The organism is Mycobacterium sp., from assembly GCF_049278535.1.
In the GTDB taxonomy this organism is placed as follows: domain Bacteria; phylum Actinomycetota; class Actinomycetes; order Mycobacteriales; family Mycobacteriaceae; genus Mycobacterium.
In genome coordinates this window covers 1-12915 of the sequence record NZ_JBAPMI010000115.1, presented here as the reverse complement: position 1 = coordinate 12915, position 12915 = coordinate 1, and the positions used below count along the sequence as shown (strand labels likewise).

General features: G+C 65.8%; 16 protein-coding genes and 1 pseudogene. 9 read left to right on the top strand and 8 right to left on the bottom strand.

Annotated features, from left to right (window positions below; translation table 11 throughout):
- Window positions 1-21: 21 nt before the first annotated feature.
- From WAO18_RS07400 to WAO18_RS07390, 3 genes are read right to left on the bottom strand one after another with little or no spacing between them, the layout of a single operon-like run.
- Window positions 22-894, bottom strand: a complete 873-nt coding sequence (locus WAO18_RS07400) for an SAM-dependent methyltransferase (RefSeq protein WP_422205129.1) — start codon at window positions 892-894, stop codon at window positions 22-24.
- Between the two features lie 5 nt (window positions 895-899).
- Complete coding sequence (locus WAO18_RS07395; RefSeq protein WP_422205127.1) at window positions 900-1730, bottom strand: mycofactocin-coupled SDR family oxidoreductase; 831 nt, start codon at window positions 1728-1730, stop codon at window positions 900-902.
- The gene (locus tag WAO18_RS07390; RefSeq protein ID WP_422205125.1) at window positions 1730-2044 is read right to left on the bottom strand and encodes a putative quinol monooxygenase; all 315 of its coding nucleotides are present in this window, start codon (window positions 2042-2044) and stop codon (window positions 1730-1732) included. Before WAO18_RS07390 ends, WAO18_RS07395 begins: the two co-directional genes overlap by 1 nt.
- Before the next feature lie 82 nt (window positions 2045-2126).
- Between WAO18_RS07390 and WAO18_RS07385 the strand changes: the two are divergent.
- Window positions 2127-4726: pseudogene (locus WAO18_RS07385) on the top strand (DNA translocase FtsK).
- Window positions 4727-4737: 11 nt separating this feature from the next.
- Here WAO18_RS07385 and WAO18_RS07380 read toward each other — a convergent pair.
- The 3 genes from WAO18_RS07380 to WAO18_RS07370 are packed head-to-tail and all read right to left on the bottom strand — an operon-like array spanning window position 4738 to window position 6340.
- On the bottom strand, window positions 4738-5097 hold the full coding sequence (locus WAO18_RS07380; protein ID WP_422205124.1) for a hypothetical protein: 360 nt from the start codon (window positions 5095-5097) through the stop codon (window positions 4738-4740).
- A complete protein-coding gene (locus WAO18_RS07375) occupies window positions 5084-5803 on the bottom strand; it encodes an SDR family NAD(P)-dependent oxidoreductase (RefSeq protein ID WP_422205159.1) in 720 nt (239 codons plus the stop codon). The genes WAO18_RS07380 and WAO18_RS07375 overlap by 14 nt, the downstream gene beginning before the upstream one ends.
- A gap of 48 nt (window positions 5804-5851) precedes the next feature.
- The gene (locus WAO18_RS07370; RefSeq protein WP_422205157.1) at window positions 5852-6340 is read right to left on the bottom strand and encodes an amino-acid N-acetyltransferase; all 489 of its coding nucleotides are present in this window, start codon (window positions 6338-6340) and stop codon (window positions 5852-5854) included.
- Between the two features lie 141 nt (window positions 6341-6481).
- Between WAO18_RS07370 and pgsA the strand changes: the two genes are divergently transcribed.
- The 5 genes from pgsA to pspM all read left to right on the top strand — a co-directional run bounded on the left by pgsA (window position 6482) and on the right by pspM (window position 9691).
- Window positions 6482-7078 carry a CDP-diacylglycerol--glycerol-3-phosphate 3-phosphatidyltransferase gene (gene pgsA, locus WAO18_RS07365; protein ID WP_422205122.1) on the top strand — a complete coding sequence of 199 codons (597 nt, stop codon included), beginning with the start codon at window positions 6482-6484 and terminating at the stop codon, window positions 7076-7078.
- Window positions 7056-7544 (top strand): CinA family protein, encoded by a 489-nt coding sequence (locus WAO18_RS07360; RefSeq protein WP_422205120.1) that lies wholly within the window; start codon window positions 7056-7058, stop codon window positions 7542-7544. The genes pgsA and WAO18_RS07360 overlap by 23 nt, the downstream gene beginning before the upstream one ends.
- Before the next feature lie 78 nt (window positions 7545-7622).
- Entirely contained in the window at window positions 7623-7949 is a 327-nt protein-coding gene (gene clgR, locus WAO18_RS07355) for a transcriptional regulator ClgR (RefSeq protein ID WP_422205118.1), read from the top strand.
- A gap of 80 nt (window positions 7950-8029) precedes the next feature.
- The gene (pspA, locus tag WAO18_RS07350) at window positions 8030-8854 is read left to right on the top strand and encodes a phage shock protein PspA (protein WP_422205115.1); all 825 of its coding nucleotides are present in this window, start codon (window positions 8030-8032) and stop codon (window positions 8852-8854) included.
- Between the two features lie 15 nt (window positions 8855-8869).
- The gene (gene pspM, locus WAO18_RS07345) at window positions 8870-9691 is read left to right on the top strand and encodes a phage shock envelope stress response protein PspM (protein WP_422205113.1); all 822 of its coding nucleotides are present in this window, start codon (window positions 8870-8872) and stop codon (window positions 9689-9691) included.
- 3 nt (window positions 9692-9694) lie between these two features.
- On the opposite strand, the gene WAO18_RS07340 is transcribed toward pspM, so the two are convergent.
- A complete protein-coding gene (locus WAO18_RS07340) occupies window positions 9695-10108 on the bottom strand; it encodes a DUF5313 domain-containing protein (RefSeq protein WP_422205111.1) in 414 nt (137 codons plus the stop codon).
- A gap of 16 nt (window positions 10109-10124) precedes the next feature.
- On the bottom strand, window positions 10125-10547 hold the full coding sequence (locus WAO18_RS07335) for a limonene-1,2-epoxide hydrolase family protein (protein ID WP_422205110.1): 423 nt from the start codon (window positions 10545-10547) through the stop codon (window positions 10125-10127).
- 39 nt (window positions 10548-10586) lie between these two features.
- On the opposite strand from WAO18_RS07335, the gene WAO18_RS07330 reads away from it, so the two are divergent.
- The 3 genes from WAO18_RS07330 to recA all read left to right on the top strand — a co-directional run.
- Window positions 10587-11759 carry a glycosyltransferase gene (locus WAO18_RS07330; protein ID WP_422205108.1) on the top strand — a complete coding sequence of 391 codons (1173 nt, stop codon included), beginning with the start codon at window positions 10587-10589 and terminating at the stop codon, window positions 11757-11759.
- Window positions 11760-11772: 13 nt separating this feature from the next.
- Complete coding sequence (locus tag WAO18_RS07325; RefSeq protein ID WP_422205106.1) at window positions 11773-11967, top strand: DUF3046 domain-containing protein; 195 nt, start codon at window positions 11773-11775, stop codon at window positions 11965-11967.
- Between the two features lie 166 nt (window positions 11968-12133).
- Window positions 12134-12915, top strand: a 782-nt coding sequence (gene recA, locus WAO18_RS07320) for a recombinase RecA (protein ID WP_422205104.1), incomplete at its 3' end; no start/stop codon positions are given.

Here is a 12915-nt window from a genome sequence, read left to right as displayed (position 1 = left end):
GAATCGCAGCGTCAAAATTAGCTAGGTCTTCTCTGCATACGCCGACCATTCGATCGGCGACACGGTCAGATTGCGGCCGGTCGGCTCGACATAGCGATGCAGGATCAAGTCCGGTCCTGCTTGCTCGACCAACCGCCAGCCGTGTCCGGCGAGAAACGTCGCGACCGAATCCGGCGGCACCCCGAACCGCCACAGCTGTGCGCGCTGCCGGAACCTGCGGTATAGGGCTTCGGCGCCGTACAGGTTGATGCCGTCGATGAAATCCCTTCGGACATAGGTGAACACCAGTCGGCTGCCCGGCGCCACCCGCTGCAGCCGTTCCAGCGTGGTGTGCACGGCATCGGGACTCAGATACTGGGTCACGGCTTCCCAGACGAAAAAGGTGCGACTGTCTGGGCGGTAACCGTGTTCGGCCAACACATCGAGCACGTCGTCGTGCTCAAAGTCCAACGGCACCAACCGAACCGAGGGGGGCTGTTGGCCCAGTGCCCGGTGTACGGCCGCCGCTTTGCGGTCGATGTTGACGGGTTGGTCGACTTCGAAGATCGGAATCCGGGTTTCGTTCGCCAACCGGTAAGCGAGAGTGTCGAATCCGGCTCCCAGAACAACCACCGCGTCGACGTCGTCGAGTGATTCGATGACCTTATCGGCGATGTAGCGCTTGCGGCAGTTCATGCTGGCCCACAGGCCCGGACCCTCGCGCTCCATCGCGGCCATCGCCAGCCGTCTCATCAGGTTTTGCGGTGTCGCGGTGACCAGCCAGCGGGTCGGCGCCGGCAGAAACCGCGCCGCCAGGTCGTCGTCCACCAATCGTCGGCCCGGCGGTTCGCTCTGCTCCAGGGCGACCAGCACCATGGGGCCGAAAGCGGTTTGTGCGGCCGCGTTTCGGGGCATGGCGGCTACTTGTTCAGAAAGCCCGCGTCTACCGGCAGGGTGACCCCTGTGACGTAGCGAGCTTGGTCGGACACCAACCACGCGACCGCGTTGGCGATGTCTTCGGCGTCCAGAGTCTCCACCGGCATGGCGTTGCCCATGGCCCCCGGCGTATCGGTCGCGGCCGCCATCTTGGCCAACCACTCGCGGGTGAACTCGTTGTTGATCATTGGTGTCTCGACACCGGAAGGATGAATCGAGTTCACCCGGATATGCTGTCTGGCAAGCAGATTCGCATAGATGCGCATCAGCCCGACTACGCCGTGCTTGGCGGCGGCGTAGCCGACCGAACCGGCGTCCGGGCTGCCGACGCCGGCCAGCCCGGCAGACGAACTGATCAGCACGATCGATCCACCGGTGTCTTGGGAGACCATGGTCGGAATCGCAACCTTGATGGTGTTGTAAACGCCGGTGAGGTTGACGTCGATGACATCGCGCCAGCCGTCGTCACCGGATTGCATCGGTGCGATACCCGCATTGGCCACGACGATGTCGAGGCGGCCGAACTCGTCGAGGCCCTGTTGCAGCGCGGAAGACAACGACGTCCGGTCGCGGACGTCGCCGCGAGCGGCCACGATGCGGGATCCGGTGTCCTCGACCAGTTTGACGGTGGCGGCCAGGTCGTCCGCGGTCGCCAGCGGATACGGGACGCTCGCGATCTGATCGCACAAGTCGACGGCGATGATGCGCGCGCCGTCAGCAGCCAGTCGCACGGCATGCGCGCGCCCCTGACCGCGGGCCGCCCCGGTGATGAAGGCGACCTTGCCGGCCAGAGGTCCGTCGGGTGACGCGCCCATCAGTGGCGCAGCTGTCCCTTGTCCGGGTCTCCCGCGACGACGGGGGTGAGCATCTTGATATCCGGCGCGCCGGCGAGGTGTTCGCCTGCCGCACTGAACATCTTGCCGATCGCCGGGGCGGTGCTGTGGGTCTTGAGTGCGTCTTCGTCCGCCCACTGTTCGACGAAGACGAAGGTCTCGCCGGATTGGTGCAGGGAGTACAGCTGACAACCCGGCTCGTCGTGGACCTCTTCGACAGCGTCGGTGAGGATCTTGCGGACGGTGTCGACCGATTCGGGTTTGACGGTCATGGTGGCGACGACGACGACTGGCACGCGGGCCTCCTGCAGGTTTGGGGGCGGAAATTGGCGCTCGAGGTTTAGTGACGGGTGTCACCCTACCCAGCCATTTCCGCCGTTGAACCGGCGGTTACAGGGTCACGGCCCGGTAACCAGTGTGGCGGATGGTGCGGATGGGGCATTTGCGATTAGGCTTGGCCCATGGCTAGCAAGACTGTCGCGCGCTCCGGAGCCAGAACGACCAGGTCAAAGGGTGCTTCGCGAGGTGGTTCGCGGTCGGCGCAGCCTCGGCGTAACTCTGCGAGGCGGCCCGCCAAAGCCCCGCGCCGGCCCGCCAGGCGTCGTAACCACTCGTTGGTCACCAACGCCGGGCTGACCTGTGGTCGGGCCGTGCGTGCGACGTGGCTGATGCTGGCCAAGGGGACCGGTAGCACGGCGCGATCCGTGGGCCGGGCCCGCGAGATCGATCCGGGCCATCGCCGCGACGGGATTGCCCTGGCGCTGTTGGGCATCGCCGTTGTCATCGCCGCCAGCTCCTGGTTCGACGCCGCCCGCCCGGTCGGTGCATGGGTCGACTCGGTGGTGCGCATGTTCATCGGCTCCGGGGTCGTGGTGCTGCCGGTGGTCACCGGGGTCGTTGCGGTGCTGTTGATGCGCACCGAGCCGAACCCGGAGGCCCGGCCGCGACTGGTGCTCGGTGCGGCGATGGTGGCGCTGCCGGCGCTGGGACTGTGGCATCTGTGGGCCGGCTCGCCGGACACTCCGGTCGCGCGCGCGCATGCCGCGGGATTCGTCGGTTTCGCTATCGGGGGACCGCTCTCGGAGGGACTGACCCCATGGATCTGCGCGCCACTGCTGTTTATCGGTGCGCTGTTCGGTCTGCTGTTGTTGGCCGGCACCACGATCCGTGAGCTACCCGAGACGCTGCGGTCCATGTTCGGCACCCGGATGTTCGACTACCGCGACGACGAGTACTACGACGACGAACGAGGCGTCGAAAGTGATGTCGCCGAAGACTTTTCCGATGGCTACTACGACGATGCCTCGGCTTACGGTGACGACGAAGCCCAGGCGTGGCCGTCGAGCGCCGAGCCGGTCGCCGCGGACGACAGCCCGACGATGCCGGAGCCCACGGTGTCGCGCGGCCGCAAGCGCGACGCCAAATCTACTGCCAAACAAGACACTTTGGTGCTGGACCGAGTCGTCGAGGGTCCCTACACGCTGCCGCCGCTTAGCCTGCTGGTGGCCGGAGACCCACCCAAGAAACGCAGTGCCGCCAACAACGTGATGGCCGATGCGATCAGCGAGGTGCTCAACCAGTTCAAGGTCGACGCGTCGGTCACCGGTTGCACCCGCGGACCGACTGTCACTCGCTACGAAGTCGAACTGGGACCCGGCGTCAAGGTGGAGAAGATCACCGCGCTACAGAAGAACATCGCCTACGCGGTGGCCACTGAGAGCGTCCGGATGCTGGCGCCGATCCCGGGCAAGTCCGCGGTCGGCATCGAGGTGCCCAACACCGACCGCGAAATGGTGCGTCTGGCCGATGTGCTCACTGCGCCGTCGACCCGTCGCGACCATCACCCGCTGGTGATCGGGCTGGGCAAGGACATCGAAGGCGACTTCATCTCGGCCAACCTGGCCAAGATGCCGCACCTGCTGGTCGCCGGATCGACCGGGTCCGGTAAGTCCAGCTTCGTCAACTCGATGCTGGTGTCGCTGCTGACCCGCTGCACCCCGGAAGAGGTCAGGATGATCCTGATCGACCCGAAGATGGTGGAATTGACGCCCTACGAAGGCATTCCGCACTTGATCACGCCGATCATCACTCAGCCGAAGAAAGCGGCGGCGGCGCTGGCGTGGTTGGTCGAGGAGATGGAGCAGCGCTACCAGGACATGCAGGCGTCTCGGGTGCGTCATATCGACGACTTCAATGCGAAGGTGCGCAGCGGTGAGATCACCGCGCCGTTGGGCAGCCAGCGCGAATACCGGCCGTACCCGTACGTCGTCGCGATCGTCGACGAGCTGGCTGACTTGATGATGACCGCACCGCGCGACGTCGAGGACGCCATCGTGCGGATCACCCAGAAGGCCCGTGCCGCAGGCATTCACCTGGTTCTGGCCACCCAACGCCCGTCGGTCGACGTGGTGACCGGCTTGATCAAGACCAACGTGCCGTCCCGGCTGGCGTTTGCCACGTCGTCACTCATCGACAGCCGGGTGATCCTGGACCAGGCCGGCGCGGAGAAGCTGATCGGTATGGGCGACGGCTTGTTCCTGCCGATGGGCGGGAGCAAGCCACTGCGTCTGCAGGGCGCGTACATCACCGACGAGGAAATCCACGCCGTCGTCACCGCCTGCAAAGACCAAGCCGAACCCGAATACACCGAGGGCGTCACCACGGCCAAAACCAGCGGCGAGCGCAAGGATGTCGACCCCGACATCGGCGACGACATGGACGTTTTCCTGCAGGCCGTCGAATTGGTGGTGTCCAGCCAGTTCGGCTCTACCTCGATGCTGCAGCGCAAGCTCCGGGTCGGGTTCGCCAAAGCCGGCCGGCTGATGGACCTGATGGAAACCCGCGAAATCGTCGGTCCCAGCGAAGGTTCCAAGGCGCGCGACGTGCTGGTCAAGCCCGAGGACCTGGCTGGAACCCTGGCGCTTATCCGCGGCGGCGCCAACGCCGACGGGTCGGACGCCGAGAACGAAATCGACTGAGCCGCAATCGATCAGTCGAGTCGAGACGCCTGGTAGTAGGCGATGCTCCAACCTTCGTCGACGTGCTTCACCAGCATGCCGAGGAACACGCTGACGATGTGCCCGTCCGGAAACGTGAAGTCGGCGTGGACGTATCCGAGCACCTGATCGTCGGCCAGCCGGCGAGTCTGCAGGATCTGGTACTCGACCGTCAAGCCGACCGGCTGACTTGCGTAGTAGTCGATAACTCCTTGGCGGCCAACGCTATAGGGGCGCAGGCCTTGGAAAATGGCGTCCTCGGTGAATACCTCGGAGACCCGTTCGGGCTGGTGTGCGTCGATGCCGGCCTTCCACCGGTCCAGAGCGTCGCGCAGGGCCTCAGCGTCCGGCACTTTGTCCTCCGTCCACGTGCAGGATCTCGCCGGTGACGAACAACGAGTTCTCCAAGTACAACACGGCCTCAACGACATCGTTGATGTCGCCCACCCGCCCCAGCGGATGCCGCTTGGCCAGTTCGTCGTAGGTCGCCGGATCGTGCATGGGCGTGCGGATGTCGCCGAGAGCGACAGCGTTGCAGCGGATGCCGTGCTTGGCGTACTCGATGGCCAGTTCCTTGGTCACCGCGTTCAGCCCACCTTTGGTGAGTGATGCCAACGCCGACGGAAGTGCAGAGTCCGCGTGATCGACCAGGCTGGTGGAGATGTTGACTACGTGGCCCGCTTGCCCGCCGCTCAGAATCGCGGAGACCGCGGCCCGGGTAACTTCAAAGAATCCACGCAGATTGACTCCGGTGATGGCGTCGTACTCCGCGTCGGTGTACTCGGTGAAGGGCTTGGCGATAAAGATGCCGGCATTGTTGACGACCGTTCGAATGTTGCCGAACCGCTCCAACGCGGCGTCGACAATGCGCTGACCGACACCGGGCTGCGCGATATCCCCGGGAACTGCAAGCACCATCGGGTCGTCGCCGGCCGTCACGTTTCGTGCGTTGGCGACGACGGCGTAGCCGATCCGGCGATAGCCGGCGACCAGGCCGGCGCCGATGCCCTGAGATGCGCCGGTGATGACGACAACAGGTGGGGCGTTCACCCGGCCCATCCTGCTCCATGGCATCTGCCACGCCAAGGCATGTCGTAAACCGCTCGGCTAGAGCACCAGCAGCATCCGTGAGTTGCCCAGGGTGTTCGGCTTGACGTAGCTGAGGTCGAGGAACTCGGCGACACCGATGTCGTAGGACCGGCACATCTCCTCGAAAACCTGAGCGGTCACCGGGGTGCCTTCGATCTCGGTGAACCCGTGTCTGCTGAAGAACTCGGTCTCGAAGGTCAACACGAACAGCCGCTCGAGTTGCAAGTCGCGGGCGACCTGGAGAAGCCGGTCCACGATGGCGTGGCCAATGCCCCGGCCGGTCATCGACGGGTCGACGGCCACGGTGCGCACCTCGCCGAGATCGGCCCAAAGCACATGCAGCGCGCCACAGCCGACAACGACGCCTTCGTGCTCGGCCACCCAGAACTCTTGGACGGACTCATACAGCGTCACCAGGTTCTTTTCCAGCAAGATCTTGCCCGCGTAGGTGTCGACCAGGTTCTTGATCAACGGGACATCGGAGGTCCGCGCGCGCCGGATCGGCAGCTCGTTGGCCGGTGGATCGCTGGCTGCGCTCACGAAATGCAGAGTATCGGTTGGGGCCAGCCCGTCGACGATGCAGAGAGTGTGGCGCGACGAAGAGCGGGTAATAGGGCCCAGCAGGCTGGTACCCGATATTCTGTTGCGGTGTCGGGGCAGCCTCAAACAGGTCCAGTGGTCCCGCGCGTTCGGGTCACCAACCTCGCCAATGTGCTCACACTGTTGCGGCTGGTGCTCGTACCGGTCTTCCTGCTGGCGCTGTTTGCCGGCAACGGGCACGAAACGCCCAGTCGCATCATCGCTTTCGTGGTCTTTGCGGTCGCCGTCATCACCGATCGTCTTGACGGCGCGCTGGCCCGCAACTACGGCATGGTGACCGAATTCGGCACGATGGCCGACCCGATCGCGGACAAGACGCTGATCGGCGCGGCACTGATCGGGCTGTCGATGCTCGGAGACCTGCACTGGTGGGTGACGGTGGTCATCCTGGCCCGCGAGGTTGGGATCACGGTCTTGCGGTTTGTGATGCTTCGCCACGGCGTCATTCCGGCCAGTCGCGGCGGAAAACTCAAAACCCTTGTTCAGGCCGTCGCGATCGGGTTGTTCGTGCTGCCGGTGTCGGGGTCATGGCTGGTGGCCGCGTGGGTGGTGATGGCGGCCGCGATCGTGCTGACCGTGGTCACCGGGTTGGATTACGTCACTTCCGCTGCGAAGGATGCTCGTGGACGACCCGCTGCTCAGTGACGATGCTCGTGCGCTGGTCGCCGATCTGACCATCCGCAAGCAGAGTGTGGCGACCGCTGAGTCGTTGACCGCGGGGTTGCTTGCCGCGACCCTGGCCGGGGTGCCCGGTGCCAGCGAGGTCCTGCGCGGTGGCCTGATCACCTACACCGAACAGACAAAAGTCGCGCTGGCCGGCGTTGCGCCGGAGATCCTCGACGAGGTCGGCCCGGTCGCGGCGCCGACCGCCCGGGCTCTGGCGGTCGGCGCGCGCCAACGCTGCGACGCGACCTGGGGAGTCGGGTTGACCGGCGTCGCGGGACCCGAGCCACACGGCGGACACGAGGTGGGCACGGTGTTCATGGGCCTGGCCGGCCCGCTCGATACCGAGGTGGTCGAGCTGAGGCTGACCGGGACGCGCTGGGACATCCGCATCTCGGCGGTGCGCGAGTCGATCAGCAGGCTGCGAGCGCTGGTGGCGGCGGCGTGAGCCCGCCGGGAACCAATGACAACGCGGCGCGCGTTGACCTGATGAAGAATCAAGCTGACCGCACGTAAGGAGAGCGCGATGCCGTCATTGCTGCGCGAGGTCATCGGCGACGCACTGCGCCGTTCCCGCACCAAACAAGGACGGACGCTGCGTCAGGTTTCCGACGCCGCGCGGGTGAGCCTGGGATACCTGTCCGAGGTCGAGCGTGGTCGCAAAGAGGCATCCAGCGAGCTGCTCAGCGCGATCTGCGACGCGCTAGATGTGCCGTTGTCTGAGCTGCTCGTCGACGCCAGCGAACAGCTGGTGCGCCAGGAATCCACCGTGGCCAGCGCACCGAGTGCGGCCAATATCGACGCCAGCACCAAGGTCGTCATCCGGCCTGTCGTCTCGATGGCTGTTGCCTAATCCGGCTAGTGAGGGTGGGCAATCGGCGCGAAACCGATAAATTGAGCGCAGACACCTACACACAAAGGCGGAGCTAACCGATGGCCAACCCGTTCGTCAAAGCGTGGAAATACGTCATGGCGCTGTTCAACGCGAAGATCGACGAGCACGCCGACCCCAAAGTGCAGATCCAGCAGGCCATTGAGGAAGCGCAGCGTCAGCACCAGGCGCTGACCCAGCAGGCCGCGCAGGTGATCGGCAACCAGCGCCAACTCGAGATGCGGCTGAACCGCCAGTTGGCCGACATCGAGAAGCTTCAGGTCAACGTCCGACAAGCGGTGACCCTCGCCGACCAGGCCACCGCGTCCGGCGATACCGCCAAAGCCACCGAGTACAACAACGCCGCCGAGGCGTTTGCCGCCCAGTTGGTGACCGCCGAGCAGAGCGTTGAAGACCTCAAGGCATTGCACGACCAGGCACTGGGCGCGGCCAAGCAGGCCAAGAAGGCCGTCGAGCAGAACGCGATGGTGCTTCAGCAGAAGATCGCCGAGCGCACCAAGCTGCTCAGCCAGCTCGAGCAGGCCAAGATGCAGGAGCAGGTCAGCAAGTCGCTGCGGTCGATGAGTGAGATCGCCGCGCCCGGCACCACACCCAACCTCGACGAGGTCCGCGACAAGATCGAACGCCGCTACGCCAACGCGCTGGGCCAGGCCGAGCTGGCCCAGAACTCGGTGCAGGGCCGCATGATCGAAGTCGAGCAGGCCGGTGTGGAGATGGCCGGACACTCGCGGTTGGAGCAGATCCGGGCGTCGATGCGCGGTGAGGCGCTGCCGGCCGGTGGTGCGGTCAGTGAGTCGGCGGCTGCCCCCAGCACCCCGGCAGCAGCGCCCAAGGCCACGCCCACCGAGAAACCGATCGGCCAGTAGGGACGAGCGAGCAAAATGGCGGTGCGGTCCGGTCGCAACACAGTGTGGCGGACATTGCTGGTGCGCGGACTCGACACGGCCAGCGACCTTTCCGAGTTGGTGTTCCAGAAGATCAGCGCCGCCACCGATCCCCGGGAACGGCAGCTGCGCCGCCGTCGTCGCGCGCTGCGTTGGGGTCTGATCTTCAGCGCCGGGTGCGTGTTCTGGGGCGTGGTGACCGCGATCCTGGCGGCGTGGGGGTGGTTCGCGCTGCTGTTGGAGATCACCGGTGGAGTCGCGGTCACGCAAGCGATGATCGCGACGCTGCTGCTGATCCGCTACCGCTGGCTGAAGTCCGAGCCCTTACCCGCGCAGCGGCCCACCAACATCCGACGCCTGCCCCCGCCGAGTTCGGCGGCACGACCGGCAATGTACGCGCTGGGTGCTTCCGAGCGCGGCTTCTTCTCGCTGCTCGGGGTCATGGAGCGCGGCAACATGTTGCCCGACAGCGAGATTCGTGACCTGACCGCAGCGGCGAAAAAGAGCTCAGCCGCCATGGCGGCCACAGCCGCCGAAGTGATGTCGATGGAGCGGGCGGCCAGCGGCACCCCGCAGTCACGCACATACCTGGCCCCGACCATCAACGCGTTCACCGCGCAATTGAGCGCCGGCGTACGTCAGTACAACGAAATGGTCACCGCTGCAGCACAATTGGTGTCATCAGCGAACGGCGATCGAGGGTCGGTGCTGATGGCGTCGCGGCAGCGCTACCGCGACGAGTTGGCAGGCGCGACCGATCGTCTGGTTGGCTGGTCGCAGGCCTTCGACGAACTCGGCGGGTTACCGCGCCGCGCGTAGCCATCAAATATCCTGGCCGTGGGTGGTCGATTCATCCCGGGGGCCGTATCGCTCGATGTACCTCTGACGCATCTGCTCGTCGCGCTTACTACGGAGTGCGTCAACAAGATTCGGGTCGAGGCCGTGCACCTGCAGCATGTGGCGGCGCCATACCTTGTTCAGCGCATGGGAGAAGTAGACGAACGGGATCAGGATCGGCAGCGTCATGCTCAGGTGGACGTCCCACGTCGTCGGGATCAGCCAGAACGGCGCAAGCACCAGGACCGCCGGAACGGCGACCCGTCGCATCATCCGGCCGGTCGCGCCTTTGCCGGCCAGATCGTTGCGCACCCAATCCCGCATTGAGTCGGGCAGCTGCCCGCCTAAGCAGTAGCGGATGAACTGAAGCGCGTTAGGCTGCGCGGCGCTGTCACTCATGTGCGTGTCCGGCCGGTCAGAACGAGGCGCGCAGCGGCGGCACCACCAGGCCCGCAATGCCCCGCAGCGTTGCCTTGAACATGTCGAAGAAATCGAAGTAGTCGCGCCACAGCGTGATCTTCCCGTCGTGGACTTCGAACACTCCGCAGACCCAGAACTGCAGCCGCAGCGGTCCGAAGGTCAGTGCGTCGGAGCGCTCGGTGAGCACCGCGGCGCCGTCGGCGGCGATCCGGTGGATTTTCACCTCGAAGCCGGTGGCCCCGCCCAGCGAGCTGAACAGCTTCATCGCCCTGCGGCGGCCATGGATCGTTGGCAAGCCGACGTTCTGGTACACCAGGTCTTCGGCCAGTACGGCACCGGCGGTGTCGAGGTCGGCGTCCTGCAGCGCGTGCAGGAACACCTCGACAGTGCGGGTGTTCTCAAGAGTCTGCTCGGTCATGATCACTAGCCTAGCGAGCCGCTGTGGCAGGGTGAGGCGATGCGCGTCGCGGTAGTGGCCGGGCCGGATCCCGGGCACTCGTTTCCGGCGATCGCGCTGTGTCAGCGGTTCCTGGCCGCAGGCGACGTTCCCACTCTGCTGACCGGTACCGAATGGCTGGAAACCGCGCGCGCCGCCGGAGTCGACGCCGTCGAACTGGCCGGGCTCGACCCCACCGCGGACGACGACGACCTCGACGCCGGCGCCAAAATCCACCAGCGCGCCGCCCGGATGGCGGTGCTGAACGTTGCGCAGCTGCGGGCGATGGAGCTGGACCTGGTGGTATCCGATGTCATCACCGCGTGCGGCGGCATGGCGGCCGAGCTGCTGGGCATCCCGTGGATCGAGCTCAACCCGCATCCACTGTATCTGCCGTCCAAAGGGCTCCCGCCAATCGGGAGCGGACTGGCGCCCGGCACCGGGATCCGGGGCCGACTGCGAGACGCCACGATGCGCGCGCTGACGGCCCGGTCGTTGCGGGCCGGCAACCGGCAGCGCGCCGAGGCTCGTTCCGAGATCGGCTTGCCTGCAATCGATCCCGGCCCACTGCGCCGGCTGATCGCGACGCTGCCTGCCTTGGAGGTTCCGCGCCCGGATTGGCCGGCCGAGGCCGTTTTGGTGGGTCCGCTGCACTTCGAGCCGACCGAGCAGGTGCTGTCGGTTCCGTCGGGGTCGGGCCCAGTGGTGGTGGTCGCGCCGTCGACAGCATTGATCGGAACAAGAGGGATGGCCCAGACGGCCTTGGAATGCCTGGTACCCGGAGTCGCCCTGCCCGTCGGCGCGCGAGTAATGGTGTCGCGGCTGAACGGTCCGGATCTGACGGTGCCACCGTGGGCGGTGGTTGGGCTGGGACGTCAAGACGACCTTCTCGCGCACGCCGACTTGGTGATCTGCGGCGGCGGACACGGCATGGTGGCCAAGACGCTGCTGGCCGGCGTGCCGCTGGTGGTGGTGCCAGGTGGAGGAGACCAGTGGGAGATCGCCAACCGGGTGGCGCGGCAGGGCAGTGGCTGTCTGGTGCGACCGTTGACCGACGAGGCACTGGTCAGCGCCGCCGCTGAGGTGTTGGCGACGCCGAGTTACCGCGCCGCCGCCCGGCGCGCAGCCGCCGGCGCGGTCGACGTCACCGATCCGGTGCGGGTGTGCCACGATGCGCTCGCACCCATCGGATAGGTAGCTTGGCTGGGTGCGGCTCACGGAATTTCACGACCGGATCACTCTGCGATTCGGCGCGACATACGGCGGCTCGGTGCTGGCTGATCACGTGTTGACCGGGTTCGACGGGCGCACTGCTACCCAGGCGATCGAAGACGGCGTCGACCCTCGTGACGTGTGGCGGGCGCTGTGCGTCGACTTCGACGTCCCCCGCGAACAGTGGTGATCTGACCTAGGACACGCCGGGCGGCGCGCCTCCTTGCTTTCGAACACCTGTTCGCTAGTGTGGTGATCGTTCGACGGGCCCGACTTGTCGGAGGGCTGCTTTAACGTCTCGGCCAACCGACCAACACCGGTCAGACCGAACAACGACTACACCGAGAGGTAGCACCATGGCACAAGCCCCAGACCGCGAAAAGGCCCTTGAATTGGCGATGGCCCAGATCGAGAAGAGCCACGGCAAAGGTTCGGTGATGCGCCTCGGAGACGAAGTGCGCCAACCGATCTCGGTCATCCCGACCGGGTCGATCGCACTGGACGTGGCCCTGGGCATCGGCGGCCTGCCCCGTGGCCGCATCGTGGAGATCTACGGCCCGGAGTCTTCGGGTAAGACCACCGTCGCACTGCACGCGGTGGCCAACGCTCAGGCCGCAGGCGGCATCGCGGCGTTCATCGACGCCGAGCACGCGCTGGATCCCGACTACGCCCACAAGTTGGGGGTGGACACTGATTCGCTGCTGGTCAGCCAACCGGACACTGGTGAGCAAGCCCTCGAGATCGCGGACATGCTGATCCGCTCGGGCGCGCTGGACATCCTGGTCATCGACTCGGTGGCCGCACTGGTGCCGCGCGCAGAGATCGAAGGCGAGATGGGCGACAGCCACGTCGGGCTGCAGGCTCGGCTGATGAGCCAGGCGTTGCGGAAAATCACCGGCGCACTGAGCAATTCGGGTACCACGGCGATCTTCATCAACCAGCTTCGCGAGAAGATCGGCGTGATGTTCGGCTCGCCCGAAACGACAACGGGTGGAAAGGCTTTGAAGTTCTACTCGTCGGTGCGTCTGGATGTGCGACGAATCGAGACACTCAAGGACGGCACCGATGCGGTCGGTAACCGCACCCGGGTCAAGGTCGTCAAGAACAAGGTGTCGCCGCCGTTCAAGCAGGCCGAGTT